This is a genomic window from Rhizobium sp. WW_1, from assembly GCF_003610155.1.
In the GTDB taxonomy this organism is placed as follows: Bacteria; Pseudomonadota; Alphaproteobacteria; order Rhizobiales; family Rhizobiaceae; genus Rhizobium; species Rhizobium tropici_A.
The window spans coordinates 206,119-230,870 of record NZ_RAIN01000006.1; the positions used below are offsets into that span (position 1 = coordinate 206,119).

The 24,752-nt window shown below is 59.8% G+C and carries 20 protein-coding genes; 10 read left to right on the forward strand and 10 right to left on the reverse strand.

Annotated elements, in window-relative coordinates; genetic code table 11:
- Positions 1 to 34 precede the first annotated feature (34 nt).
- Positions 35 to 952, forward strand: coding sequence for a glycosyltransferase family 92 protein (locus tag BJ928_RS19075; RefSeq protein ID WP_047632359.1), 918 nt, complete (start codon positions 35 to 37; stop codon positions 950 to 952).
- Positions 953 to 961: 9 nt separating this feature from the next.
- Here the strand turns inward: BJ928_RS19075 and BJ928_RS19080 are convergent, their stop codons facing one another.
- From BJ928_RS19080 to BJ928_RS19105, 6 genes are all read right to left on the reverse strand, one after another.
- Entirely contained in the window at positions 962 to 2,041 is a 1,080-nt protein-coding gene (locus BJ928_RS19080; RefSeq protein ID WP_047632356.1) for a glycosyltransferase family 4 protein, read from the reverse strand.
- A 6-nt stretch (positions 2,042 to 2,047) separates the two neighbouring features.
- A complete protein-coding gene (gene greA / locus BJ928_RS19085) occupies positions 2,048 to 2,524 on the reverse strand; it encodes a transcription elongation factor GreA (protein ID WP_047632061.1) in 477 nt (158 codons plus the stop codon).
- 254 nt (positions 2,525 to 2,778) lie between these two features.
- Positions 2,779 to 6,264 carry a carbamoyl-phosphate synthase large subunit gene (gene carB / locus BJ928_RS19090; protein WP_047632060.1) on the reverse strand — a complete coding sequence of 1,162 codons (3,486 nt, stop codon included), beginning with the start codon at positions 6,262 to 6,264 and terminating at the stop codon, positions 2,779 to 2,781.
- Positions 6,265 to 6,503: 239 nt separating this feature from the next.
- Entirely contained in the window at positions 6,504 to 7,679 is a 1,176-nt protein-coding gene (locus BJ928_RS19095; protein ID WP_047632059.1) for a glutathionylspermidine synthase family protein, read from the reverse strand.
- Positions 7,680 to 7,690: 11 nt separating this feature from the next.
- Positions 7,691 to 8,260, reverse strand: coding sequence for a DUF1190 domain-containing protein (locus BJ928_RS19100; RefSeq protein WP_183079429.1), 570 nt, complete (start codon positions 8,258 to 8,260; stop codon positions 7,691 to 7,693).
- Between the two features lie 375 nt (positions 8,261 to 8,635).
- Complete coding sequence (locus tag BJ928_RS19105) at positions 8,636 to 9,454, reverse strand: LytTR family DNA-binding domain-containing protein (protein ID WP_047632352.1); 819 nt, start codon at positions 9,452 to 9,454, stop codon at positions 8,636 to 8,638.
- Between the two features lie 86 nt (positions 9,455 to 9,540).
- On the opposite strand from BJ928_RS19105, the gene BJ928_RS19110 reads away from it, so the two are divergent.
- A complete protein-coding gene (locus tag BJ928_RS19110; protein ID WP_120296639.1) occupies positions 9,541 to 10,032 on the forward strand; it encodes a DUF2306 domain-containing protein in 492 nt (163 codons plus the stop codon).
- Positions 10,033 to 10,126: 94 nt separating this feature from the next.
- Entirely contained in the window at positions 10,127 to 11,044 is a 918-nt protein-coding gene (locus BJ928_RS19115) for a neutral zinc metallopeptidase (RefSeq protein WP_047632058.1), read from the forward strand.
- A 55-nt stretch (positions 11,045 to 11,099) separates the two neighbouring features.
- On the opposite strand, the gene BJ928_RS19120 is transcribed toward BJ928_RS19115, so the two are convergent.
- A complete protein-coding gene (locus BJ928_RS19120) occupies positions 11,100 to 12,092 on the reverse strand; it encodes an aldo/keto reductase (protein WP_047632057.1) in 993 nt (330 codons plus the stop codon).
- Between the two features lie 109 nt (positions 12,093 to 12,201).
- Here BJ928_RS19120 and BJ928_RS19125 point away from each other — a divergent pair, with 109 nt between their 5' ends.
- From BJ928_RS19125 to BJ928_RS19140, 4 genes are all read left to right on the forward strand, one after another.
- Positions 12,202 to 13,113 (forward strand): LysR family transcriptional regulator, encoded by a 912-nt coding sequence (locus BJ928_RS19125; protein ID WP_047632056.1) that lies wholly within the window; start codon positions 12,202 to 12,204, stop codon positions 13,111 to 13,113.
- A gap of 158 nt (positions 13,114 to 13,271) precedes the next feature.
- Positions 13,272 to 14,528, forward strand: coding sequence for a TCR/Tet family MFS transporter (locus tag BJ928_RS19130; protein ID WP_047632055.1), 1,257 nt, complete (start codon positions 13,272 to 13,274; stop codon positions 14,526 to 14,528).
- A 148-nt stretch (positions 14,529 to 14,676) separates the two neighbouring features.
- Entirely contained in the window at positions 14,677 to 16,074 is a 1,398-nt protein-coding gene (locus BJ928_RS19135) for an MATE family efflux transporter (RefSeq protein WP_047632054.1), read from the forward strand.
- 91 nt (positions 16,075 to 16,165) lie between these two features.
- A complete protein-coding gene (locus tag BJ928_RS19140) occupies positions 16,166 to 16,738 on the forward strand; it encodes an EVE domain-containing protein (RefSeq protein WP_047632053.1) in 573 nt (190 codons plus the stop codon).
- 113 nt (positions 16,739 to 16,851) lie between these two features.
- Here BJ928_RS19140 and carA read toward each other — a convergent pair whose 3' ends face one another.
- Entirely contained in the window at positions 16,852 to 18,060 is a 1,209-nt protein-coding gene (gene carA, locus BJ928_RS19145) for a glutamine-hydrolyzing carbamoyl-phosphate synthase small subunit (protein WP_047632052.1), read from the reverse strand.
- Positions 18,061 to 18,359: 299 nt separating this feature from the next.
- Between carA and BJ928_RS19150 the strand changes: the two genes are divergently transcribed.
- Positions 18,360 to 18,812 (forward strand): GatB/YqeY domain-containing protein, encoded by a 453-nt coding sequence (locus tag BJ928_RS19150; RefSeq protein ID WP_047632051.1) that lies wholly within the window; start codon positions 18,360 to 18,362, stop codon positions 18,810 to 18,812.
- Here the strand turns inward: BJ928_RS19150 and BJ928_RS19155 are convergent.
- The gene (locus BJ928_RS19155; protein WP_047632050.1) at positions 18,787 to 19,695 is read right to left on the reverse strand and encodes a hypothetical protein; all 909 of its coding nucleotides are present in this window, start codon (positions 19,693 to 19,695) and stop codon (positions 18,787 to 18,789) included. The two genes, BJ928_RS19150 and BJ928_RS19155, sit on opposite strands and share 26 nt — an antisense overlap.
- Positions 19,696 to 20,041: 346 nt before the next feature.
- The gene (locus tag BJ928_RS19160; protein WP_047632049.1) at positions 20,042 to 20,275 is read right to left on the reverse strand and encodes a hypothetical protein; all 234 of its coding nucleotides are present in this window, start codon (positions 20,273 to 20,275) and stop codon (positions 20,042 to 20,044) included.
- 568 nt (positions 20,276 to 20,843) lie between these two features.
- On the opposite strand from BJ928_RS19160, the gene dnaG reads away from it, so the two are divergent.
- Together dnaG and recQ are read left to right on the forward strand one after the other, a co-directional pair.
- Positions 20,844 to 22,844, forward strand: a complete 2,001-nt coding sequence (gene dnaG / locus BJ928_RS19170) for a DNA primase (RefSeq protein ID WP_047632047.1) — start codon at positions 20,844 to 20,846, stop codon at positions 22,842 to 22,844.
- A 7-nt stretch (positions 22,845 to 22,851) separates the two neighbouring features.
- Positions 22,852 to 24,732, forward strand: coding sequence for a DNA helicase RecQ (gene recQ / locus BJ928_RS19175; RefSeq protein ID WP_047632046.1), 1,881 nt, complete (start codon positions 22,852 to 22,854; stop codon positions 24,730 to 24,732).
- The last annotated feature ends 20 nt before the right edge of the window (positions 24,733 to 24,752 follow it).

The following is a 24,752-nucleotide window of genomic DNA, read 5'->3' on the forward strand; positions in this document are numbered from 1 at the left end:
GCGGGTTTGAAGTAAGGTTGCTCGAATGAAGCTTATGCGTTGGCTGAAATCCAAGGCGTCCGACGCCAAGAAGCTATCCATCGATCCGCCGGAGCCACGGGCAGGGCGGCATGGCGTGGCGATTGCGGCCTGCGTCAAGAACGAGGCCCGTTATATCGAGGAGTGGGTCCGTTTTCATAAGGCTGTCGGCATTCGTCACTTCTATGTCTATGACAATGGCTCGACGGACGAGACCCGCACCTTTCTTCGGAGCCTGCTGAACGAAGACACATTGACGATCATTCCCTGGGCCGGGCGCATGCGCGATGCGTCGACATCGGCGCTGTTGAACGGTCAGGTCATCACTTTCGCGCATGCCATTCTGAATTTCGGTGGCGACTACCGCTGGATGGCGTTCATCGACGTCGACGAATTCCTTCTTCCGAAGGAGGAGGCGACGACCGTGGCGCAGGCGTTGGAGGCCGTCGGCGATTTTCCGAATGTCTCGCTGCCGTGGCACATGTTTGCCACCAGCGGCCATGAGACGCCGCCCGACGGACCGTTGACGCTGAACTATACGATGCGTGGTGCCGATCCGATGACATCAAAGGAAAATGTCAGCAATTTCAAATGTATCGTCGACCCGTGCGAAGTTATCGAGGTCAGCGTGCATCAATTCAAGACGCGTGCCCACGCGGATCTGACGGCCAATGATGCCGGCAAACGGTTTACACGGCGTGCCCGGAAGTCTCCCGAGTTCTATTCAAGCCGTTTCCTGCAACTCAATCATTATTATACGAAATCCCGGCAGGAGCTGATGGAAAAACTGGCTCGGGGATGGGCCTATGATAGCAGCGCGACGAAATATCGGGAGAAGGTGCTGGCCGTCGTCAAAAGCATCGAGGAAGATATGGTGGACGACCGCTCGATGGTCGATTTCATCGAGCGCAACGGCATCGATCTCGGTCGCTGATCTCGCCGCTCATCTGTTGGCGACGAGCAGCCTCTTGTAGACGTCGCCGATGGCGGTTGCTTCCTTTTCAAGTGCGAATTCGCTGCGCACGTGGCGCACGGCATTCTCGCCCTGAAGTCGCGCTTCTTCCGGATTGGCGAGATAAAAGGCGATCGCTCTGGTCAGGGCTTCGCCATCGCCGGCCGGCACGACGGCGCCGGTTTCGCCCGGGACGATCATTTCGGCGTAAGCGCCGGCATCGGATGCGACGACGGCCGTGCGGGAGGCCATGGCTTCGAGCGGCGTCAGCCCGAAACCTTCATTGCGAGACGGGGCGACATAGAGGGTCGCACGGCGATACCAGGGCTTGATGTCATCGACTTCACCCATGAAGTGGATGCGATCGGAAAGGCCGGCCGCTGACACCATCTTTTCCAGTTCATCGCCGAAACCGCGATGCTCGGCCGTTACGCGGCCGCAGACGACGGCGGTCCAGTCGGGGTAGTGTGGCAGCAGTTCGATCATCGCCTTGACGAACAGATCCGTCCCTTTCTGATGGCGGACGCGGCCGAAGCAGCCGATCAGATAGGTGCCGGGCAGGCCGGTTGCGGCCATGCGGTCGTCGGGCTTTTCCGGCGGATGGAAGCTGTTGAGATCGACGCCGTGCTGGATGACGGTGTGCGGCACTTCGAGAAAGCTGCCGGAGCGGGTGCTGGTGGCGATCACCGAATCCATGCGGCGGATGAGCCAGCGTGTATAGCCGGTATGGCGGCGCTGCGCCGCGGAGGTGAAGACCAGCTTCAGGCGCATGCGTAGAACGGAACGCAACAGCAGGCCGACAAGCATCTCATTGTTGCGGCGGGCATGCCAGATGCGCACGCGATAGCGGCGCGGCTTCATCCAGAGGCCCGGAAGCCGCAGCCAGCCGAGCCTTGGCAGGCCTTCCGGCAAGCCGGGGCCGAGCGTGGCAATATGATAGCCGAGCTCGACCTGCTTGGGGATGAGTTGCACGATCGTCGATGTAACGCCGGAAAGCCGGCGTTTGAAGTTTGTTGCTATGACTTCGATCTCACGGAGATCGCTCGCATGCGCTGACTCGCGATCGCGCACGGGCAATCAGCCCCAGGTGATGGAGAGAATTTCGTAGCCTTTGGCGCCGCCGGGAGCATTGACCTCGATGGAATCGCCGACTTCCTTGCCGATCAGGGCGCGGGCGATCGGGGAGGAGATGGAGATGCGGCCTGCCTTCACGTCGGCTTCCTGATCGCCGACGATCTGGTAGATCTTCTCTTCTTCCGTGTCTTCGTCGACGAGCTTGACCTTGGCGCCGAACTTGATCTTCGAGCCGGACATCTTGGTGAGATCGATGACTTCGGCGCGCGCCGTCAGGTCTTCGAGCTCGGTGATGCGGCCTTCGTTGTGGCTCTGGGCTTCCTTGGCTGCATGGTACTCGGCATTTTCGGAGAGGTCGCCATGGGCGCGTGCTTCCGCAATTGCCTCGATGATCCGCGGGCGCTCTTCCTGCTGACGCCAGCGCAGTTCTTCCTGCAGCTTGACGAACCCGTTCTGTGTCATCGGTACCTTATCAACCATTTTTTTCGTCCTTCACTCCCTGTGTTGCTCTGCTGCAGACACAAAAGAAAACAGGTCCCGAAGCGGTACTTCGGAACCATCCAGAGTCGTTATTCTGTCACGTATAGCAGATTGAGACAGACGAACGCCAGAAAATTCGAAGGTTTAAGGAAAAGCTCCTGTTAAAGCTCCTTGCCCGTTCGATCGCCTTACGGGGTTGACATGAACGTGAGCCGGCTATCCAGCTCACGCCCTTTGCAGCGGATTTGCACGCCTCAGAAATAGCTCTGGAGCGGCTGTACTTCGAGGTTTCCGGCCTTCAATGCCTTGATCGCCATGGCGGCTGCTTCGGCACCGGCCATGGTGGTGTAGTAGGGCACTTTCTGCATGAGCGTTGCGCGACGCAGCGACTTCGAATCCGAGATCGCCTTGTTGCTGTCGGTCGTGTTGATGACGAGCTGGACCTGGCGGTTGCGGATGGCATCCTCGATGTGAGGGCGACCTTCGAGCACCTTGTTGATCTTCGTGGCTTCGATGCCGTTTTCGGCCAGATAACGCTGGGTTCCGCCGGTTGCGAGCACCTTGAAGCCCAGTTCCGTCAACATGCGGATGGCCGGCAGCACGCGCGGCTTGTCGTCGTCGCGAACCGACACGAAGACCGTTCCGTCACGCGGCAGTTCGACGCCGGCGCCGAGCTGCGACTTGGCGAAGGCAAGCGCGAAGTCGGTGTCGAGGCCGATGACTTCGCCGGTCGAGCGCATTTCCGGTCCAAGCAGGGTGTCGACGCCCGGGAAACGAGCGAAGGGGAACACGGCCTCCTTAACCGCAATATGCTTCAGCTTGCGCGGATCGGGCTTTTCGCCATAGGCGGCAAAGGTAGCATCCAGCTTTTCGCCGGCCATGACGCGGGCAGCGATCTTGGCAATCGGCGCGCCGATGGTCTTGGCGACGAAGGGCACCGTGCGCGAGGCGCGCGGATTGACTTCGAGCACGTAGACGGTGCCGTCCTTGATGGCGAACTGGACGTTCATCAGACCGCCGACGTTCAGAGCCTTGGCCATGGCCTTCGCCTGGCGCTCCAGCTCATCGATCATCTCGGGGGAGAGGGTGCGAGGGGGAAGCGAGCAGGCGCTATCGCCGGAGTGAATACCGGCCTCTTCGATATGCTCCATGATGCCGGCGACGTAGACGTCCGTGCCGTCGGACAGGCAATCGACGTCGACTTCGATGGCATTGGCGAGGTAGCTGTCGAACAGTAGCGGGTTTTTGCCGAGCAGCGTGTTGATCTGGCCGGTCTTGTCGTTCGGATAGCGCTGCTTGATGTCTTCGGGCACCAGCTCGGGAACGGTGTCGAGCAGATAGGTCTGGAGCTGGCCTTCCGAATGCAGGATCTGCATGGCGCGGCCGCCGAGAACGTAGGATGGGCGAACCACCAGCGGGAAGCCGATTTCGGAGGCGACGAGGCGAGCCTGCTCGACCGAATAGGCGATGCCGTTGTTCGGCTGGTTGAGGTCGAGCTTCATCAGGAGCTTCTGGAAGCGGTCGCGGTCTTCGGCAAGGTCGATCGCGTCCGGTGCTGTGCCGAGGATCGGGATGCCGTTCTTCTCAAGCGCTTCGGCAAGCTTCAGCGGCGTCTGGCCGCCGAACTGAACGATGACGCCGACAACTTCGCCCTTTTCCTGCTCCGCGCGCAGGATTTCGATGACGTCTTCTGCTGTTAGCGGCTCGAAATAGAGACGATCCGACGTGTCGTAGTCGGTTGAAACGGTTTCCGGGTTGCAGTTGATCATGATCGCTTCATAGCCGGCATCCTTCAGCGCGAAGGCGGCGTGGCAGCAGCAATAGTCGAATTCGATGCCCTGGCCGATGCGGTTCGGACCGCCGCCGAGGATGACGACCTTCTTGCGATCGGAGACCTCAGCTTCTGAACGGGCGGCGCCGACAAAGGGCGTCTCGTAGGTCGAGTACATGTAAGCGGTCGGCGAGGCGAATTCGGCTGCGCAGGTGTCGATGCGCTTGAAGACCGGGCGGACATTGAGCCCGTTGCGGAGTTCGGCGACTTCCTTCGGGCGCTTGCCGGTCAGCGTGGCGAGACGCGCGTCGGAGAAGCCCATGGCCTTCAGCATACGCAGGTTGGCGGCATCCTGCGGCAGGCCGTGTTCGCGGATACGGGCTTCCATGTCGACGATATTCTTGAGCTGCTCCAGGAACCACGGGTCGATCTTGCAGCCTTCGTGCACTTCTTCTGGCGTCAGGCCAAGGCGCAGCGCCTGGGCGACCATGCGCAGACGATCTGGTGTCGGCGTGCCGATGGCGGCGCGGATGGCGTTCTGGCTGCCTTCGCCTTCCTCGGTGCCGGGAATTTCGATCTCGTCCAGGCCGGTCAGGCCGGTTTCAAGGCCGCGCAGGGCCTTCTGCAGCGATTCGGCAAAGGTGCGGCCGATCGCCATGACTTCGCCGACCGACTTCATCGCGGTGGTCAGAACCGGGGAGGCGCCGGGGAATTTTTCGAAGGCGAAACGCGGGATCTTGGTGACGACATAGTCGATGGACGGTTCGAAAGAGGCCGGGGTTGCGCCGCCGGTGATGTCGTTTTCCAGTTCGTCCAGCGTGTAGCCGACAGCGAGCTTGGCCGCGATCTTGGCAATCGGGAAGCCGGTGGCCTTCGATGCCAGAGCGGAGGAGCGCGACACGCGCGGGTTCATCTCGATGACGACGAGACGGCCGTCCTTCGGATTGACCGCAAACTGCACGTTCGAGCCGCCGGTTTCGACGCCGATCTCGCGCAGGACCGCGATCGAGGCGTTACGCATGATCTGGTATTCTTTGTCCGTCAGCGTCAGCGCTGGGGCAACGGTGATCGAATCGCCGGTGTGGACGCCCATCGGATCGATGTTCTCGATCGAGCAGATGATGATGCAGTTGTCCGCCGTGTCGCGGACGACTTCCATCTCGAATTCCTTCCAGCCGAGAACCGATTCCTCGATCAGAACTTCCGTGGTCGGGGAGGCATCGAGGCCGCCGCCGATGATCTCGAAGAATTCCGAACGGTTATAAGCGATGCCGCCGCCGGTGCCGCCGAGCGTGAACGAGGGACGGATGATCGCGGGCAGGCCGACATGATCGAGCGCCTGCGCGGCAACGGCCATTGCGTGGCTCATATAGCGCTGCTTGCGGTCGCTCTCGCCGAGGTTCCACTGGTTTTCCAGGGCATCGAGCGCCTTATCGAGCTCAGCGCCGGTAAGCTGCGCCTTGAGCTTGCTGCGCTCGGCCTCGTGGGTCTTGCGATCGGCATCCTTGATATCGGTGGCGTTCGCCAGCATGGAGCGCGGCGTTTCCAGGCCGATGCGGGCCATGGCTTCGCGGAAGAGGGCGCGATCTTCTGCCATGTCGATGGCGGCCGGCTTGGCGCCGATCATCTCGACATTATAACGATCGAGCACGCCCATGCGCTTCAGCGACAGCGCGGTGTTGAGCGCCGTCTGGCCGCCCATGGTCGGCAGCAGCGCATCCGGGCGCTCCTTGGCGATGATCTTGGCGACGACCTCAGGGGTGATCGGCTCGACATAGGTCGCATCCGCAAGACCCGGGTCGGTCATGATCGTTGCCGGGTTGGAGTTGACGAGGATGACGCGGTAGCCTTCCTCCCGGAGCGCCTTGCAGGCCTGCGTGCCCGAATAGTCGAATTCGCAAGCCTGGCCGATAACGATCGGTCCTGCACCGATAATGAGGATCGATTTGATATCTTGGCGCTTCGGCATGGGCTCACATCCGTTTTTTTGTTGCGCAAAAAGCCGGCCAGGGTGGGAGATCACCGGTCGGGGCGCATGGCAATATTTTCAGGCTAGAAGCGGCTTATAGGCAAATGTGTTTGCAAACGGAACCCCATAAATGGCGGAATCGACATGATTCCTGCCGAGATCGTCATGCGGCGCTCAAATGACGGCTTGCGCGGACAATGGGGCGGTCCGCGCAGCCGTTACCAAGCCGCTAACTCTCTCTATATCTGGCCCTCTATATAATGAGGGACGAAACACGAAGTATCCTGTGTGATCGGGGTGTCGTCTTCGCGAATGCCGATGCCTGCCGGTTGACCAGCAACGATCCAGGAGCCGATGACAGTCCAATCCTCACCAAAGCGGGGAAGCAGGTGCATCGCCTGCCTTACATATCCTTCTTCGCCATACGGCCCGTCGACATGGTACAGGCTGGCGCCGGTTTCGTGGTTGACCAGCGTCACATTCGCACCTTCGCGGGAAAGCAGGGGCTTGCGAACGTAGCGATCGCCGAGGTCGCCGATGCGCGGGTCATCTTCGAAATAGGCCGGCAGCAGATTCTCATGGCCGGGGAACATGTCCCAAAGCACCGGCAGCAGCCCCTTGTTCGATAAGGTCAGCTTCCACAGCGGCTCGATAACGCGGGTCGGGGTGAGCGGCAGATGGCGGCCAAAAGGCTCGCGCACCATATCTTCGAGCGGATAGAGCTTGAACAGGCAGTCCATCCGTTCATCCTCAAGATCGATGAGCCAATGCTTATCATCAATGCCGATATCCGGCATGGCGATAAGCTTTGCCTCGCAGCCGGCTTGCACGGCGCAATCGACAAGGTAGTTCAGTGTTACCAGGTCCTCTTCCGATTCCAGCATGCCGGCGAAATGCATGCGGCCCGAAGGTGCGGCAAGAACGCGGATCGCATCGATCAGGCGCTCATGCAGCGAGTTGAACTGGTCTGCCGAAGATGGAAGTTCGCCGCGTTGCTTCATGTCTTCCAACCACTGCCACTGGAAAACCGCGCTTTCGAATAGGCTGGTCGGGGTATCGGCATTGAATTCGAGAAGCTTTGCCGGACCGCTTCCGTCATAGGAGAGGTCGAAACGACCGTAGAGATCATGCTCCCGATTGCGCCAGGAGCGCAATATCGCATCGTGATAGGCCGGCGGAATGGCCATGCGACGCATCAGATCGTCGTCGCAAGCGATCCTTTCGGCTGCCGCGTAGCACATTTCCAGCAATTTGGCCGAGGGTTCCTCGAGCTTCGTCTCAATTTCCTCAAAGGTGAAGGCATAGGCATGCCGCTCATCCCAATAGCGTTGGCCATACATGGAATGGATGGTGAAGCCACAAGCCTCCGCCTGAGCCTTCCAATCCGGCCGTTCGTTCACGACAATGCGTTTCATTCGCTCACCTGTTAGCTCGAAAGGCGGAAGCCACGAAAACCCCAGCCACCGCGTTCCACTGCGCCGCTCGAACGGCCGGCGCGCTCGGAGGATCTTCCCCAGGAGCCACCACCACCGCCACCGGAGGAGGAAGATGCTTGCCTGTTGTCGTCCTTTCTTTCCGCATTGGCCGCTTTCGCAAGCAGCATGCCGTTGGCAAGGCTGCGCCCGGTTGCCGTGCGAAAGTCGCTGCTGCCGCGCGGCTGGTAAAGCGCCTTGGTATCGAACGATCTTGCGGCGTTGCCGACCAGATAGCCGGCCAGGAGCGGGATGAAGTGACCTGAGCCCGCACGATGCGCGCCGGTTGTCGGCTGGCAATTGTTGACGCCATAGTCTTTCTCGCAGTTCGCGGCTGTTTCATAGGCCGGCGCGTTTTGCTCGCGTTCTGTTTCGGCGGCAGCAAAATCGGATCGGCATTCGTCAGCGGAAAAGACTTCGCCAGCGATACATCCATTGACGTCCTTGTATATCTGAACCGTGTCTTCCTTGTCGCCGCAGCCGGTCAACGCCGCTGTTCCCATGAGCAGCAGAGACACACTCATCGATCGCTTCATAAAACCCCCTGCGCAGTGCGCGTTCATGCGCCCGGATATTCTTGGAAACCGTCGGCATAGGTCGAGCAACCGCAAGCCGCGGAGAAGCGGCGTCGCGGTTGTCCACATATGTAAGGATCAACGTAAAGAATATGGGCGCGAAATCTGAGTTAGGTGTAAATCGACCGCATTTAAAGAACGTAGGCGTGCGTTCTGTCGAAAATTTTTAGACCGATGGTTGTGACCGTAAAGAATGTCTTCCTGATATCCTTAAGTTGCCGTGATAAGTAAGAGTGCCTGAAATCGAGCGAACCGCTTTTCTGCCGGTCGCGGATCGCCAGAAATAGCTCACCGATCGAAAGGACGTTGCCGGTTCATCCATCGCTAGCCAAAACGGCGGCGCACAGCATCGGCGTAGGGGCGGCTTACGGGCATTTCCATGCCGTCGCGGGTTATGACGAAGAGCTTGCCGTTATCACGTTTCAATCCGGCGACATGGCCTGTGGCGATCCAGTGGGAGCGATGCAGGCGCATGCCTTCGGTGTCGCCGATCTCCATCAAGGCGTCGCCGAAGCGGAGCAGGATGAGTTCGTGGCCGCGGCTGGTGACGACTTCGGTATAATGATCGCGCACGGCGAGTCTGACGAGCGGTCCCCGATTTTCGGGTTTCAGCCGCGACAGGATCGGTGCTTGCGCGGATGGTGCCTTTATCTCCGATGCGGTGGGAGGCGCCGGTTTCTCGTCAGGCGGTGGTTCGGCCGCGATCGCGATCTGCCGATGCATCGTCATATAGGTGAGAAAGCAGAATAGCAGGCAAAGCGGTATCGACGTCAGCGATTGGCGCAGACTATTCGTGACAGAGGGCACGGTACCAAAAAATGCCAGATCGACGAGGGAGATGCCGAAGCCGATCGGCAGGGCTGAAATGACCGACCCGGTCATCATCCGTGCGAACATTCCGGCCATCCATTTGCGCAGGAGGATTTCCGCGACGATGGAAAAGACGATGGCGATCGACCAGGCCATGGCGTGAAGCACGAGCCAATAACCGAAACGTGCGCCGGGCATCAGTCGTGTGAAGGTGCCGTAGGGGCCTGTTATGGCGAAGACCAGGACGACCGTCAGGAAGGTCCCCCAGAGCCGTGGCGAGCGCCAGAAGACCTGCAATTCGCGAAGCGTGGATTGCAGAAAGGTGTGATCCACGAAGTTTCCCCGCTTTTCCATGCAATTTCAATTGAGAGAAGGATAATATCGCGGAAAGGCTCGGCAAACTCAACCGGATGCCCACCATGACCTTCGAGCCGCTTCTTCATGCCCCGATCGCAATCCAGATTCACGTGGCCGCGGTCGTGCCGGCCGCCGTGCTCGGCGCCTACCTTTTGCTAAGGCCAAAGGGCACGCCGATACACCGCCTGCTCGGCAAGATATGGCTATGCCTTATGGTGATCACGGCGCTCTCGAGCTTCTTCATTCATAAGATCAACATGTTTTACGGCTTCAGCCCCATTCACCTCATTTCCATCTATGTCCTTTTCGGTTGCTGGGGTGCCATCGCCAATGCCCGCAGGCACAATATCGAGGCGCACAAGCGCATCATCAGGGGTCTTTACTTCGGCGGCATTGTCGGTGCGGGAGCTTTTACCTTTCTTCCGGGCCGGATCATGAACGAGGTGGCCTTCGAGGGAGATGAGATTGCGCCGTTTCTCGTCGTGGCAGGTATAGGCATTGCTGTTTTATGGATGCTGTCCAAGGAAATGTGGGCGCGCCGCCGCTTAAGCTGATCTTCTGTCGATAGCCAACTGGCTTTGTTCGTCTTCCTGGATATATAAATGCTTCAAGGGACTTTGATTTTTAGGCATCGCCAGGAGGTGCGCTATGGATTGGAAGGGGCGTCGGCAGTCCGACAATATAGAGGATGAGCGCGGCTCATCGCCCATGGGCGGGAGTGGTGGCGGCGGGTTCCGCTTCCCCGGCGGAGGGATTGGCGGCGGCGGCTTGAGCTTCCGCACCATTATCGTGCTCATCGTGATTTTCCTCATCCTCAGAGCCATGGGTGTCGACGTCATGGGCCTGCTGCAGCAAACCGGCATGCTGGAAGGCGGCGGCTCCGGATATCAGCAGAGTACATCTACCGGCAATGGCGGTCAGCCGGCCAACGACGAGATGAAGCAGTTTGTGGCTACCGTTCTTGCCGATACGGAAGACACCTGGACCGGCATCTTCAAATCGATGGGCAAGACCTATACCGACCCGAAGCTCGTGCTGTTCTCAGGCAGTTTCCCTTCGGCTTGCGGTCAGGCTTCGGCGGCGACCGGCCCCTTCTATTGCCCGAGCGATCAGAAGATCTATCTCGACATGGCCTTCTTCAAACAGATGAAGGATCAGTTCGGCGCGGCCGGCGACTTCGCTCAAGCCTATGTTATCGCGCATGAGGTCGGCCACCATGTTCAGGATCTGCTCGGCATCCTGCCGAAATTCAACCAGGCCCGTCGCACCATGAGCGAGGTGGATGCGAACAAGATGTCGGTGCGCATCGAGCTGCAGGCCGATTGCTTCGCCGGCATATGGGGCAAGTTCACGCAGCAGAAGGGTATCCTGCAGGCCGGCGATCTCGAGGAGGCGCTGAATGCGGCGCAGCAGATCGGCGACGATACGCTGCAGAAGCGCACGCAAGGCTATGTCGTTCCCGACAGCTTCAACCACGGCACCTCAGCGCAGCGCGTGAAGTGGTTCAAGCAGGGCTTCGATTCCGGCAAGCTTACGGATTGCGATACGCTGAACAATCCCGTCTGATCGGCTTTTCCGCCCGCTCCCGCGATGCCGGAGAGCGGGCGGGCCTTCTGATGCGTTACTTCTCGCTGTCGAGATGTGTCAGCTGCGCTTCCGGATAGCGGCCGCCGGCGGCGGCATCCCTGGGGACCGCGCGTTCGATCGCTGCCATATCGGTTTCCGACAATTTGACCGAGAGTGCTCCCAGCGCTTCCGTCAGGCGATCGCGGCGTCTCGCGCCGATGACGGGGACGATCTCCTTGCCCCGGGCGGCGACCCAGGCGATGGCGATCTGCGCGACGCTTGCACCCTTTGCCTCGGCGATCTCTCGCAATGCCTCGACGAGCTCCAGATTCCTTTCGACGTTTCCGGCCTGGAAGCGCGGGCTCATGATGCGGAAGTCGCCTTTCTGGGCATTTTCCTTTTGCCAGTGGCCGCTGATGAGGCCGCGCGAAAGAACGCCATAGGCTGTTATGCCGATGCCGAGTTCGCGGCAGGTCGGCAGGATCTTGTCCTCGATGCCGCGCGAGATCAGCGAATATTCGATCTGCAAATCGACGACAGGATGCACGGCGGCGGCACGGCGGATGGTCTCCGCGCCAACTTCCGACAGGCCGATACGCCTGATGTAACCGGCCTTGATGAGGTCGGACATCGCGCCGATCTGGTCTTCGATCGGCACATTCGGATCGAGACGGGCAGGGCGGTAGATGTCGATGTGATCGACGCCGAGGCGCTGCAGCGAATAGGCGACGAAATTCCGGATGGCAGTCGGCCGGGCATCGTAGCCGAGCCATGCGCCGGAGGGATCGCGCAAGGCGCCGAATTTGACGCTGAGCAGAAAATCGTCTCGGTTTAACCCCTTGATCGCTTCGCCGATCAGCATCTCATTGTGGCCCATGCCATAGAAATCGCCGGTGTCGAGCAGGTTGATGCCGGCATCGAGCGCGGCATGAATGGTGGCGATGCTCTCGGCGCGATCGGATGGACCGTACATGCCCGACATGCCCATGCAGCCGAGGCCGAGCGCCGATACCTGCGGCCCCGTCTTTCCCAGTTGGTGCTTTTCCATCGTCCTTCTCCTTGGCGGAAGTGTCTCACATCTTGCCGACGGTTTTACTTCATTGGTCTCTGTGCGATAATCCAGGTAGATCGAAACAGGTTGTTTGGAATTTCGCACAATGGATGATTTGCCGCTTGCCGATCTGGTTGCCTTCACCGCCGTTGCCCGCGAGCGCAGTTTTCGCGAAGCGGCCCGCAAGCGGGGTGTTTCAGCCTCGTCGCTGAGCGAAGCGGTCCGACGGTTGGAGGAGCGGCTGGCGGTGCGCCTTCTCAATCGCACAACCCGGAGCGTGACGCCGACGGAGGCTGGGGAGCGGTTGATGGAGCGCCTGACGCCCGCCATGAGCGAGATCGCCGGGGCACTCGACGACATCAACAGCTTTCGCGACAGCATCGGTGGGACCTTGCGGCTGAATGTGCCGACGGTCGCCGCCATGGTCGTGATGCCCGACATCATCAACCGGTTCCTGAAGGAATATCCGGCAATATCAGTCGAGATCGTTGCCGAAGACACATTCATCGATGTCGTTGCCGCCGGATACGATGCCGGTATCCGCTACGACGAACGGCTGGAAAAGGACATGATCGCGGTGCCGATCGGGCCGCGGCAGCAGTATTATGTCACGGCAGCGTCGCCGGCCTATCTTACGGCAAACGGTACGCCGCAGCATCCGCGAGACATATTGGAGCATCGCTGCGTTCGCCACAGGTTCCTCAGCGGATCGGTCGTCGCCTGGGAATTCGAAAGGAATGGAGAGACGATCTTCATCGCTCCGCCAATGGTCGTTGCGACGAATTCGATCGATATCGAGCGTAGCGCGGCGGCGGCGGGGCTTGGCATTATCAGGACATTCAAAGAGTTCCTTGCGCCGCAGATTTCCAGCGGCGAACTCGTGCCGATCCTCGAGGAGTGGGACACGGCCTTTTCCGGTCCCTTTCTCTATTACGCCAGCAGACGCCACATGCCGACACCGCTCCGGGCCTTCGTCGACTTCCTGAATCGCGAGCAGCGGCGCGGTCGCGACAGATAGTCGCTTTTATGCCAAGGATCAAAAAAAGCGGTCAATAAATCAATAAGATTGAAGCGTTCACGGATTGTTTCTGCCAAAATCTTTATATATGGGGAACGCTTCGGTTTTTCGTTCACGTTCTGTCTCTTTCATGGAGACGGAGCCCCAAAGGCAACTCCATGATCGATCAGAAATTCGCCCGTCGAGGGCTGTTCCTCGTCTTCTTTATTCTCTTCCTCGACGTTATCGGCATCGCGATCATCATGCCGGTCATGCCGAAATATCTGGAAGAGCTGACGGGCGCGTCGGTCAGTTCGGCGGCGACGGAAGGCGGTTGGCTGCTGCTTGCCTATGCCGCGATGCAGTTCCTGTTTTCGCCCTTGATCGGCAATCTGAGCGACCGCTTCGGCCGGCGTCCTCTACTGCTTGCATCCGTGCTGACATTCGCGATCGACAATTTCATCTGCGCGATCGCCGGCACCTACTGGATGTTGTTCGTCGGCCGCATTCTTGCCGGCATCAGCGGCGCGAGCTTTTCGACCTGTTCGGCCTATATCGCCGACATCAGCAATGACGAGAACCGCGCGAAGAATTTCGGCCTGATCGGCATGGCTTTTGGTGTCGGCTTCGTGCTTGGCCCCGTCATCGGCGGGTTTCTCGGCGAATTCGGCCCGCGCGTGCCGTTCTACGGTGCTGCGGCTCTGGCGTTCCTGAATTTCGTCGGTGCCTATTTCCTGTTGCCGGAAACGTTGGATGCGAAGCATCGCCGGCCCTTCGAGCTCGGTCGAGCCAATCCATTCGGCGCCCTCAGGCAGATAAGACGCTATCAAGGCATCGGCTGGGTCTGCGTTGTCATGTTCTTGAACTGGCTGGCGCATGGCGTCTACCCGGCTGTCTGGGCCTTCGTCACCTCCTATCGCTATGGCTGGAGCGAAGGGCAGATCGGTTTCTCACTCGCTGTCTATGGGATCGGTGCAGCCATCTCCATGGGCCTGGTGCTCCCGCGGCTTGTGCCTGTGCTTGGCGAATGGAAGACTGCGCTGCTTGGATTGGTGTTTTCCTGCCTCGGTCTGTTGGGCTACGCGTTCGCGTGGCAAGGCTGGATGGTCTATGCGGTCATCGTCCTGACTGTGGTCGAGAATGTAGCGGATGCGCCGCTTCGTTCCATTGCTGCCAGCAAGGTGCCCCCATCGGCCCAAGGCGAACTGCAAGGCGCGCTCGGCAGTTTGACAAGTATTACTGCGATCATCGGCCCCGTGCTGTTTCCCTACCTTTTTCAATACTATACCGCGCCAGGCGCACCCGTCGTCTTTGCCGGTGCGCCGTTGATCATGGGTGCAATTCTCGTGGCTGTCGGACTTGTCGTTCTGTTGACCAAGGTCCGCAGGACCGAGCCGAAGGTCGTCGTTCAATCGCAGGCTGGTGAAGCGGCCTAAAAATTCATCAGATATTTTGATGTTCTGATGAATTATTTAGCATCATGGACTTGTCTGCTGGCCTTTTGAGCCAAGTTGCGCTAATGCGGCAGGCTCGCGCACCCTTGGGTAGGGCGGTTCGCGCGATTCTAAAGATCGAGTCTTCGCTATGGATATGCCGGTACCTGCGCGCCCGCACGCGCATGACAATGATAATTCGTGGTCGGCACATGTCCGCGCAACGCTTGCGCTGGGCATCCCGCTGATCGGTGCGCAATTGGCGCAGCTTGGAATCAACACGACGGACGTCATGATAGTCGGCCGGCTCGGCGCCGAGCAGCTGGCGGCGATGGTGCTTTCCGCCCAGTTCCTGTTCACGATCCTGATTTTCGGTTCCGGCTTTTCCATCGCGGTTGTGCCGTTGGTGGCGCAGGCCTTCGGCAGGGGCGATGTTGCCTCGGTGCGCCGGGCTCTGCGCATGGGTCTTTGGGTCGTCACGGCCTATTGGCTGGTGGCGCAGCCTGCCTTCTTCTATTCCGAGGAAATCCTGCTCGCGGCAGGGCAGAAGCCCGATGTCGCGAAGCTCGCCAGCGGTTACATCGATATCGGCCATTTCGCCTTGCTGCCGGGGCTGCTCTATAACGTCATCCGGGCGCTGGTGAGCGCGATCGGCCGTGCCGGCATCATTCTCAAGGTGACCATCGCCATGCTCGTCATGAATGCGATACTCGCCTACATCCTGGTGCTCGGTCATTTCGGTCTGCCGGCCATGGGGCTGCACGGCGCGGCCATCGTTTCCGTCGCCGTGCAGACGGCCGGTTTCTTCTTCATCGTCGGTTACGTGCAGGCTCATCAGGACACGCGGCGTTATGAGATTTTCACGCGTTTCTGGCGGCCGGATTGGCACGCCTTGTGGGATGTCGTCCGCCTCGGCTTTCCGATCAGTGTCACGGTTCTTGCCGAAGTCAGCCTGTTCACGGCGGCGTCGCTGCTGATGGGACAGATCGGCACGATCGAGCTTGCCGCGCACGGTATCGCACTGCAGTGGGCATCGATGGCCTTCATGATCCCGCTCGGCCTCAGCCAGGCGGCGACGGTACGGGTAGGGGTCGCACACGGGCAGGGCGATCATCTCGGCCTGAAGCGTGCGGCCATCGTGGTTCTCGTCGTTTCGAGCTGCATTGCGCTCTGCGGCAGCATTCTGTTCGCGTCTGTGCCGTCTTGGTTGGCGGGCTGGTTTCTTGACACCCACTCGGCCGATGCGCCGCAGGTGCTGGCCTTTGCTGCACCTTTGATCGTCGTGGCGGGTCTCTTTCAGCTCGTCGACGGATTGCAGTCGATCGCCAGCGGTTTGTTGCGGGGTCTTAAGGATGCGCGCGTGCCGATGATCATGGCGCTGATCGCCTATTGGCCGATCGGCTTCTTCCTCGCCTGGTTGCTGGCGTTTCCGCTCGGCTTTGGCGGCATCGGCATCTGGTTCGGCTTCCTGATTGGCCTTGCCTCCGCGGCAGCCATGCTGTGTGCACGCTTCTACATTCTGGTGCGTTCGGAGAAGGCCGCCAGCTGATCGCGGCGCCCTTGGTGCGTTGCGAGACTACTGACAAAAATTGACAGCATGATCGGCTATATCTGTCTCATACCAGAGACGGGAGACGACCATGATATTCAAGGCAAGCAATCGTAGTGATGCCGCGCTTTTCCCGCGGGAAGATCAGAGCAATCGGGGCGCGGCTTTACGCCTCCTGCCGCACGCCAATACCTCTTCGCGGCGAGCGGAGCCGCAACCGAAATCTTACTGGCTGGCCGTGGCCAGTGCCGAGCATGTGCGCATTGGGCGCCAGCATGGGTTCATGCAGGTGAACCACGGCAAGCGAGCTCCGTTGAAGCGCATTAAGCCGGGTGATGGCATCGTCTACTATTCGCCATCCGTGAAAATGGGTGAGAGGGACGGCTTTCAGAGCTTCACCGCGATCGGCTATGTCCGTGAAGGCGAGCCCTATCTTGGCGAAATGGGTTGCGGAAAGGCCTATCGCAAGGATGTGGATTGGCTCGATGCGCCCGAACAGCCGCTTCGTCCTCTCCTGGGTTGGCTCGATTTCACCCAGGACCGGAACTGGGGTTACAAGCTGAGATTCGGCCTCATCGAGTTCGGACAGTCGGATTTCGAATTCCTCGAGGAGATCCTGATGAGCGAGCTTGAAGTGGTCAAGCAGCGCCGCCTGCAGGCCTGAGTTTCAGCAAGCACGAACCGATGTGAAGAGACCTCCCAAGTCGACGCGCAAAGAGAAAGCCCCGGATTGTCCGCAATCCGGGGCTTTTCTCATGCAGTTCAGTGTCGCTGCTATCAGGCGCGCTCGGCCAGGGCTGCTTCGCCCTTTTTCTCGCGCACCAGATTGATGAAGCGGCGGAACAGATAGTGGCTGTCCTGTGGGCCAGGCGAGGCTTCCGGGTGATGCTGCACCGAGAAGACCGGCTTGCCTGACACGCGCAGGCCGCAATTGCTGCCGTCGAACAGCGAAACGTGAGTCTCCTCAACGCCTTCCGGCAGCGAGTTCGAGTCGACCGCGAAGCCGTGGTTCATGGAAACGATCTCGACCTTGCCGGTCGTATGGTCCTTGACCGGATGGTTGGCGCCATGATGGCCCTGATGCATCTTCGCTGTCTTGGCACCGAGCGCGAGGCCAAGCATCTGGTGGCCGAGGCAAATGCCGAATAGCGGAATTTCGGTCTTCAGCAGGTCCTTGATCACGGGCACGGCATATTCGCCGGTCGCGGCCGGGTCGCCTGGGCCGTTGGAAAGAAAGATGCCGTCCGGCTTCAGACCGAGCACTTCATCCGTCGAGGCGGTGGCCGGCAGAACGGTGACCTTGCAATCTAGACCGGCGAAGAGACGCAGGATGTTGCGCTTGACGCCATAGTCGAGGCAGACGACGTGATACTTGGCGTCGGCGGCGCCGAGTTCGCCATAGCCTTCGTTCCAGATCCAGGGCGTCTGCGACCATTGCGAAGACTGGCCGGAGGATGCGACCTTGGCGAGGTCGAGACCTTCGAGGCCGCTCCAGGCCTTGGCATCCGCCTTCAGCTGTTCGATGTCGAAGATGCCGCTCGGATCATGGGCGATCACGCCGTTCGGCATGCCGTTTTCGCGAATCCAGGCGGTGAGGGCGCGGGTGTCTATACCGCTCAGGCCGATGATGCCGCGAGCCTTCAGCCATTGATCGAGATGCTTGGCGGCGCGGTAGTTTGAGGGGTCGGTGATGTCGGCCTTGAAGATGACGCCGACGGCGCCGTGGCGGGCGGCGGGCGTCAGGTCTTCAATATCTTCCTCGTTCGTGCCGACGTTGCCGATGTGAGGGAAGGTGAAGGTGACGATCTGGCCGAGATAGGAGGGATCTGTCAGGATCTCCTCATAACCCGTCAGCGCCGTGTTGAAGCAGACTTCGGCCTGGACCTTGCCGGTCGCGCCGATGCCCTTGCCCTCGATCACGGTGCCGTCGGCAAGAACGAGGAGGGCGGTCGGCTTTTCAGTGGTCCATGGGGCTGTCGCGGTCATAGTCATCCCGTTTCCGGCGTCGAGCGCGGCCTTGAAGAGAGCAGCGGTTCCGCCATGTTTGTAGCAAGGTACAGCCGCCGACCGAGGTCGCGGCTTGAGATCTTCCTATCGATCTAATGTGCAGGTGATGGACATAACCAAACAAGGCGAGCCGGTCAATGCGCGCTTTTGCTTTCCTGTCAAGGAATCCAAGCTCCCGGGCACAATTGCATTGATCGACACTGTTGGTCTAAGAGAGAGCCAAGATGTTACAGGTGGCCGGGTCGATCGTTGCCGGCCTGCTTCAAGGAGTTAAAGACATGATCCGCGAAACCCTTTCCAGTGCCCAGAAGGACGCCATGAAGGCGAAGGATACGGCGAGGCTTTCGACCGTTCGTCTCATCCTTGCTGCCATCAAGGACAAGGATATCGCCAATCGCGGTCTCGGCAAGGAGCAGGCGAGCGACGATGAAATCCTGCAGCTGCTCGCCAAGATGATCAAGCAGCGCGAGGAATCGGAGAAGATCTACATCGATGGCGGTCGCCCCGAGCTGGCTAGCAAGGAGCGCGAGGAAATTGCCGTTATCCAGGGCTTCATGCCCGAGCAGCTTTCCGAAGAAAAGGTGCGCGAGATCTGTGTCGCGATCGTCGCGGAGCTTGGCGCGCAGGGCCTGAAAGACATGGGCAAATGCGTCGCCGCCCTACGCGAGCGTTATGCCGGTCAGATGGATTTTGCCAAGGCTTCGGCTATCTTGAAGGAGCTGCTGAAGTAAAGGCCAGTTTTGCTCTCGGCATGCGTGCTTGCCGCAAGCCGAGAGTCGTTTGCCAGGCCGCGTCGATGATGGCGAATTTCTCGGCCTGATAGTTCCGATATTGCTGGATGAAGTCGCCTGAGAGCCAGAGATGGCTCCGTCCGGAAGCCCCCGTCCATCCGATGCTTTGCATCTTTATGGCCTTGTTCATGAGCCGTTTTGCATTCGTCCTGGATATGAGGAAGCGATTGCAGATGTCGGTGAACGCAATGCGTCCGACAATCGCCTTTTCGGTCGTCGGATTGATCATTCCGACGCGGGAGATCAGATAGTCCATGATGACGCCGCCGGAATTCGCCCAGGTGAACAGGTCGAATGTTTCTCCCGGATGGCGAAGGTCGTCGCTGTCGATGATGCCGACTGATATCGCAGGCTGCAGCAGGCCGATAAGTTCCGGTCGCTTGGCAAACAGTGCATTGCGCTTGCCGCCATCCAGCCTGTCGAGCACGGAAAGATGGATGCTCAGCCATTTCGCAAGTTGCCTTGCGGCCTCCTCCGTCGGCTGCAGCGGCCGCGCCCGCCGATCGCTGGTAACAGGCAGATAGCGTAGGAAGCCGAGAGCCAGCATCTCCTGAATGAAGCTCAGCGCGGTATTGTGACTGGCGATTTCGTGTTCAACGACATAGTTGGCGAAGCGGTTGGCATGGATGCCGGGCGGCTCTCCGTCGATGCCGCCGCAATAGAGGGCAAAGCCCGCAAGCGCCATCAGCCAGCGTTGTTGTGAAGCAAAGACAGAGCATACGCTCTGGTTCTCATCATAAGTGGATATAATCTCTCGTGTATAGCTGAGGATTTCCGTGAAAAATTCGGGGTCTTGAGCAAGTTCCTTCGCGGATAAAGACATGCAGCCGTCTCCGATGAACTGAGCAAAATTCAAATTGTCTAAAGAGATAATTACTAAGATCGCATATGCGCAGATAATAAAAGATATCCATCGATACCGATGCGTCAAGATACTCGCCGCGACGAAACATCATGTTCCGCAGCATTGTTGGCCGTTCTTGTCATCGCGAAGCTGGAGAAGCCCAAAATTAGAGAAGGCAGGAGCTGGGGGAGCTCCTGCCTTCTTGCGCTTTGCTGACGTTTGATGACGCAGGGTGGGGCCCAAAAATCAAACGTCTTTTGCAAAGGCACTCAGGTGGGGCGGCGCCGGGGGTAGGGATGGTGCCCCACCTGAGTATCTGCTGAACTTATCTGAGAATCCTGATCTGCTGGGGCAAAGCCAATGCCTGCGACGGCAGTCCGGACATTTGAACCTTTACGCCTGCCGTAAGGGCAGGGACTTTCATATCCGCCGGCAACTGATACCCCGCGCCGGCATAGAGCACATTCTTTTCGCCGGCGCCGCCGGTCATCGTAGCCGAGCTATAAGTAGCCGTGGCGAAGATGGCTGCTGCTGCCAAGGGTACGATCAGAATGCGCATTTCCCTCTCCTAAACTGAAAGCCCGTACCTGGTGGCTTCCGGTTCGTCAGGGCGTCTCGGCATGTCGCGTCGCGAAGAAGTTTCTTCGCCGGCTTGTCTCGCCCTGTGAGAAGAACGCTATTGCGGCGCACACCAACAATCAAATTACAAAAAAATAATGTTTGGCTTACGAACCATGCCGCAAATGTGCCTTCAGAGAGTGTCGTTTCGGAGCGACTAGTTTGCAGCCCATGATTGTTTATGGCGTCGATACGCTTCGCGTTTATGGACTGAAGGCTGTGCAAGCCTTTGCTTTTCCGCGGATTTTTGCATACGAAGTAGTTACTTGGATCGGCATGGCGAGCCTGTTTCGACTTCAGCAAAGAGATTTCCGAATGTTTCCGAGCCGCCAAAAGCAGGCTCTAATATTGGGGTCGATGCGGATAAATATGTGATCGTGTTCACGGAGTTGTGATCGAAGGGCGACAATACAATCGGCGACAAAGGGTTGTGAATAGCGTGGGAGGCGGCCGGGTCGTCGTGGCAATGCCCGACATTCCTGTTTATATGGAATGAGCCAGAGGTAGCCATGCGATTTTCCAATACGTTTCTCGACGAGATTCGCGACCGCGTTTTGATTTCGGACGTGATCGGCCGTCGTGTGACCTGGGACAGGCGCAAGACCAATGTGCCGCGCGGGGATTACTGGGCCTGCTGCCCCTTCCATGGCGAGAAATCGCCAAGTTTTCACTGCGAGGATCGCAAGGGACGCTATCATTGCTTCGGCTGTGGCGTAACAGGCGATCATTTCCGCTTTCTGACCGAGCTTGAGGGTTTGAGCTTTCCGGAAGCCGTACAGCAGATCGCCGACATGGCCGGCGTTCCCATGCCCATTGCCGATCCGATGGAGGCAAAGCGGGAAAAAGAACGCACCTCGCTGCTCGATGTCATGGAGATGGCGACTCAGTTCTTTCAGGACCAATTGCAGACGGCCAATGGCGCGCGGGCGCGCTCCTATCTGCGAGATCGTGGCCTCAGCGGCCGCACCATCGAGACTTTCCGGCTGGGATATTCGCCCGATAGCCGCAATGCATTGAAGGAGCATCTTGCCGGCAAGGGCGTGCTTAGGGAGCAGATGGAGGCGTGCGGTCTCGTCGTGCACGAGAATGTCCCGGTTTCTTACGACCGCTTCCGTGACCGCATCATGTTTCCGATCCTCTCTTCCCGGGAAAAGGTGATCGCCTTCGGCGGCCGCGCCATGTCGCCGGATGCGCCGGCGAAATACCTGAACTCCAATGAGACCGAGCTCTTTCACAAGGGCAACGTGCTCTATAATTTCACTCGCGCGCGGCGCGCGTCCCAGGGAGCTGATGGCGCTGGAACCATCATAGCCGTCGAGGGCTATATGGATGTCATCGCGCTGCATCAGGCCGGCGTCGAGAACGCGGTTGCGCCGCTCGGCACCGCTTTGACGGAGAGCCAGCTCGATCTTCTCTGGAAGATGACGCCGGAACCGGTCCTCTGCTTCGACGGCGACGGCGCCGGCATCCGCGCCGCCAACAGGGCTGCCGATCTCGCCCTGCCGCATATCAAGCCGAGCCGTACCGTCCGTTTTGCGCTATTGCCGGACGGCAAGGACCCTGACGACCTCGTCCGCCATGACGGGCGCGCGCCTTTTGACAAGGTGCTGGCGCAGGCAAAGCCGCTAGCCGATTTGATATGGACGAGGGAAGCGGGCGGCGGCGCCTTCGAGACGCCGGAAGCACGGGCGGAACTGGAAGCGCGGCTGCGACGTATCGTTTCCGTCATCGGTGATGAAGACGTCCGCCGCCATTATCAGCAGAATATGCGTGAGCGGCTGAATGGGCTGTTCCAGCCGCAATTCCAGCGGGGCGGCGGTCAGCAGGGGCGCGGCTTTTCCCGCGACGGGAGCGGCCGCAACTTCGCGGGACGCGGCGGACAGGGACGTGGCGGGCAAGGGCGTGGCGCTCCGGCGGTAACGACCGCATCGGACCGTCTGGCGCGGTCGGCCATGATCAAGGGCCATCAGGATATTCCGAGCCTGCGCGAGAGTGTTCTGGCCCTGACCATCGTCAACCATCCGGCGCTGCTGCATGACGAATATGACGAGATTGCCGCCATCGACTACGACAGCCGCGAGCTGCAACGGCTGTGGTCTGCGGTTCTCGGGATTGCCGCCACTCTGGTCGGGCCGCAGCTTGTGCGTGAGCGCCTGGTTGAGCAACTGGAGGAGCAGGGCTTCGGTGCCTTGTTGAAGAGCCTGGAGCAACAGGTTCGCAATGCCCGTCTTTGGACGGCCACCGAGGAGGCCGCAATGGAGGACGCGCGCGAGGGCTATCGCCAGGCGCTGGCGCTCCACAAGCGTTCTAAAGCATTGCGCTGGCACAAGATCGAGCTCGAAGGTGCTATTGCGGAGGCAACCGAAGACGGCGACGGTGAAGCGATCGAGCCGCTGATTCGCGCCTTGCAGGAAGTGCAGCTCGAGGCGCTGCGGCTGGAAAATCAGGAAGCGATCATCGACGGCTTCGGCGTGCTTTCCGGCCGTGTCAAGGGTGCCGCTGGAAAATAGGGAATAGATGCCTCAGCCCGACAGACAAGAGCCGCGATTTTCCGCAGACGACGCATTGTTCGCTGAGCGCATGGGCGCGCCGGCGCCGCTCGATATCCTCAAGCGCGTCTACGGCTACTCGGCCTTTCGCGGCAAGCAGCAGCAGGTGGTGGAGCATGTCGTTGCCGGTGGCGACGCGGTCGTGCTGTTCCCGACCGGTGCTGGCAAATCATTGTGCTTTCAGATCCCGGCACTTTGCCGCGATGGCATCGGCATCGTCGTCTCGCCGCTGATTGCCCTGATGCGCGATCAGGTCGAGGCGATGAAACAGCTCGGTATCCGGGCGGCTGCTCTGAATTCATCGCTGTCGCGCGAGGAGGCGAGCGATGTCTATCGTGCCATTTCCGCAGGCAAGCTCGATCTGCTCTATGTGACGCCGGAACGTATCGTGACGGAGGGTTTCTGCCAGATGCTCGGCAGGGCCAAGATCGCGCTTTTCGCAATCGACGAGGCGCATTGCGTCTCCCAATGGGGCCATGATTTCAGGCCGGAATATCGGGATCTTGGCAGGCTTGCCGAGCTTTTCCCGGGCGTGCCCCGCATCGCGCTGACGGCAACAGCCGACCCGCACACCCGCGACGATATCATCGAGCGGCTGGCGCTCGATGGCGCCAAGATTTTCACCACCAGCTTCGACCGTCCGAACATCACCTATGAAATCGTCGAGCGCGATCAACCGCGCCAGCAATTGCTGCGCTTTCTCGATGGCCATCGAGGCGACAGCGGTATCGTCTATTGCCTCTCCCGCGCCAAGGTCGAGGACACGGCCGAATGGCTGAACGGGCAGGGCATTCGTGCGCTGCCCTACCATGCCGGCATGGATCGGGCGCTTCGCGATGCCAATCAGGATGCCTTCCTCAAGGAGGAAGATCTGTGCCTGGTGGCGACGGTCGCCTTCGGCATGGGCATCGACAAGCCGAATGTGCGCTATGTCGCCCATCTCGATCTGCCGGGCTCCGTGGAGGCCTATTATCAGGAGACGGGCCGCGCCGGGCGCGACGGCCTCTCCTCAAATGTCTGGATGGCCTATGGCATGGCGGATGTCATTCAGCGTCGGCGCATGATCGATGAAGGCGGCGCATCCGACGAAATCAAGCGGGTCGAGCGGTCAAAGCTCAATGCGCTGCTCGCCATCTGCGAAACGGCCGGATGCCGGCGACAGTCGATCCTTGCGCATTTCGGCGAGGCGCATGGTGGAGGTTGCGGCAATTGCGATACCTGCCTGAAGCCTGTCGAGACCTGGGATGGCACGGAAGCGGCGATCAAGGCACTCGCAGCGGTCTATCGCACCGGCGAGCGTTTCGGCACCGGCCACGTCATCGACGTGCTCATGGGGACGGTCAATGAGAAGACCGAGCGCTTCGGCCATGTCGACATGCCGGTCTTTGGCGCGGGCAAGGATGTCCCCGCCCGTACCTGGCAATCGATCTTCCGGCAATTGCTGGCAAACGGCTTCATCAGCATCGATCATACGGCTTTCGGCGCCATGAAGCTCGAGGAGCAGGCGAGGGCGGTTTTCAAGCGCGAGCGGCAGGTGTTTTTTCGCAAGGACCGGCCGGAGCCTGGCCGCCGAGGCAAGAAGGCGGGGCGACCGGAAAAGCAGGCGCACGGCCTTGCTGGCGAGGATCAGCTTCTCTTCGATGCGTTGCGGGCCGAGCGCACCCGGATCGCCAGGGAATTGGGCGTGCCGCCCTATGTCGTCTTCCCGGATACGACGCTCATTGCCTTCGCGACGGAGCGGCCGGACAGCCGCAAGGCTCTCCTTGAGATTTCCGGCGTCGGGCAATCAAAGCTGGAGCGCTATGGCGATGCGTTTCTCGGCGTGATTTCAGAATTCGCCAACCGGTGATTTCTCGGGGCCGATATCGA

Excerpts from the sequence above, each read along its gene's own strand:
- BJ928_RS19075 (WP_047632359.1), top strand. The coding sequence starts at position 35 with ATGCGTTGGCTGAAATCCAAGGCGTCCGACGCCAAGAAGCTATCCATC.
- greA (WP_047632061.1), bottom strand. The coding sequence starts at position 2,524 with ATGGTTGATAAGGTACCGATGACACAGAACGGGTTCGTCAAGCTGCAG.
- carB (WP_047632060.1), bottom strand. The coding sequence starts at position 6,264 with ATGCCGAAGCGCCAAGATATCAAATCGATCCTCATTATCGGTGCAGGA.
- BJ928_RS19095 (WP_047632059.1), bottom strand. The coding sequence starts at position 7,679 with ATGAAACGCATTGTCGTGAACGAACGGCCGGATTGGAAGGCTCAGGCG.
- BJ928_RS19100 (WP_183079429.1), bottom strand. The coding sequence starts at position 8,260 with ATGAGTGTGTCTCTGCTGCTCATGGGAACAGCGGCGTTGACCGGCTGC.
- BJ928_RS19110 (WP_120296639.1), top strand. The coding sequence starts at position 9,541 with ATGACCTTCGAGCCGCTTCTTCATGCCCCGATCGCAATCCAGATTCAC.
- BJ928_RS19115 (WP_047632058.1), top strand. The coding sequence starts at position 10,127 with ATGGATTGGAAGGGGCGTCGGCAGTCCGACAATATAGAGGATGAGCGC.
- BJ928_RS19120 (WP_047632057.1), bottom strand. The coding sequence starts at position 12,092 with ATGGAAAAGCACCAACTGGGAAAGACGGGGCCGCAGGTATCGGCGCTC.
- BJ928_RS19125 (WP_047632056.1), top strand. The coding sequence starts at position 12,202 with ATGGATGATTTGCCGCTTGCCGATCTGGTTGCCTTCACCGCCGTTGCC.
- BJ928_RS19130 (WP_047632055.1), top strand. The coding sequence starts at position 13,272 with ATGATCGATCAGAAATTCGCCCGTCGAGGGCTGTTCCTCGTCTTCTTT.
- BJ928_RS19135 (WP_047632054.1), top strand. The coding sequence starts at position 14,677 with ATGGATATGCCGGTACCTGCGCGCCCGCACGCGCATGACAATGATAAT.
- BJ928_RS19140 (WP_047632053.1), top strand. The coding sequence starts at position 16,166 with ATGATATTCAAGGCAAGCAATCGTAGTGATGCCGCGCTTTTCCCGCGG.
- carA (WP_047632052.1), bottom strand. The coding sequence starts at position 18,060 with ATGACCGCGACAGCCCCATGGACCACTGAAAAGCCGACCGCCCTCCTC.
- BJ928_RS19150 (WP_047632051.1), top strand. The coding sequence starts at position 18,360 with ATGATCCGCGAAACCCTTTCCAGTGCCCAGAAGGACGCCATGAAGGCG.
- BJ928_RS19155 (WP_047632050.1), bottom strand. The coding sequence starts at position 19,695 with ATGTCTTTATCCGCGAAGGAACTTGCTCAAGACCCCGAATTTTTCACG.
- BJ928_RS19160 (WP_047632049.1), bottom strand. The coding sequence starts at position 20,275 with ATGCGCATTCTGATCGTACCCTTGGCAGCAGCAGCCATCTTCGCCACG.
- dnaG (WP_047632047.1), top strand. The coding sequence starts at position 20,844 with ATGCGATTTTCCAATACGTTTCTCGACGAGATTCGCGACCGCGTTTTG.
- recQ (WP_047632046.1), top strand. The coding sequence starts at position 22,852 with ATGCCTCAGCCCGACAGACAAGAGCCGCGATTTTCCGCAGACGACGCA.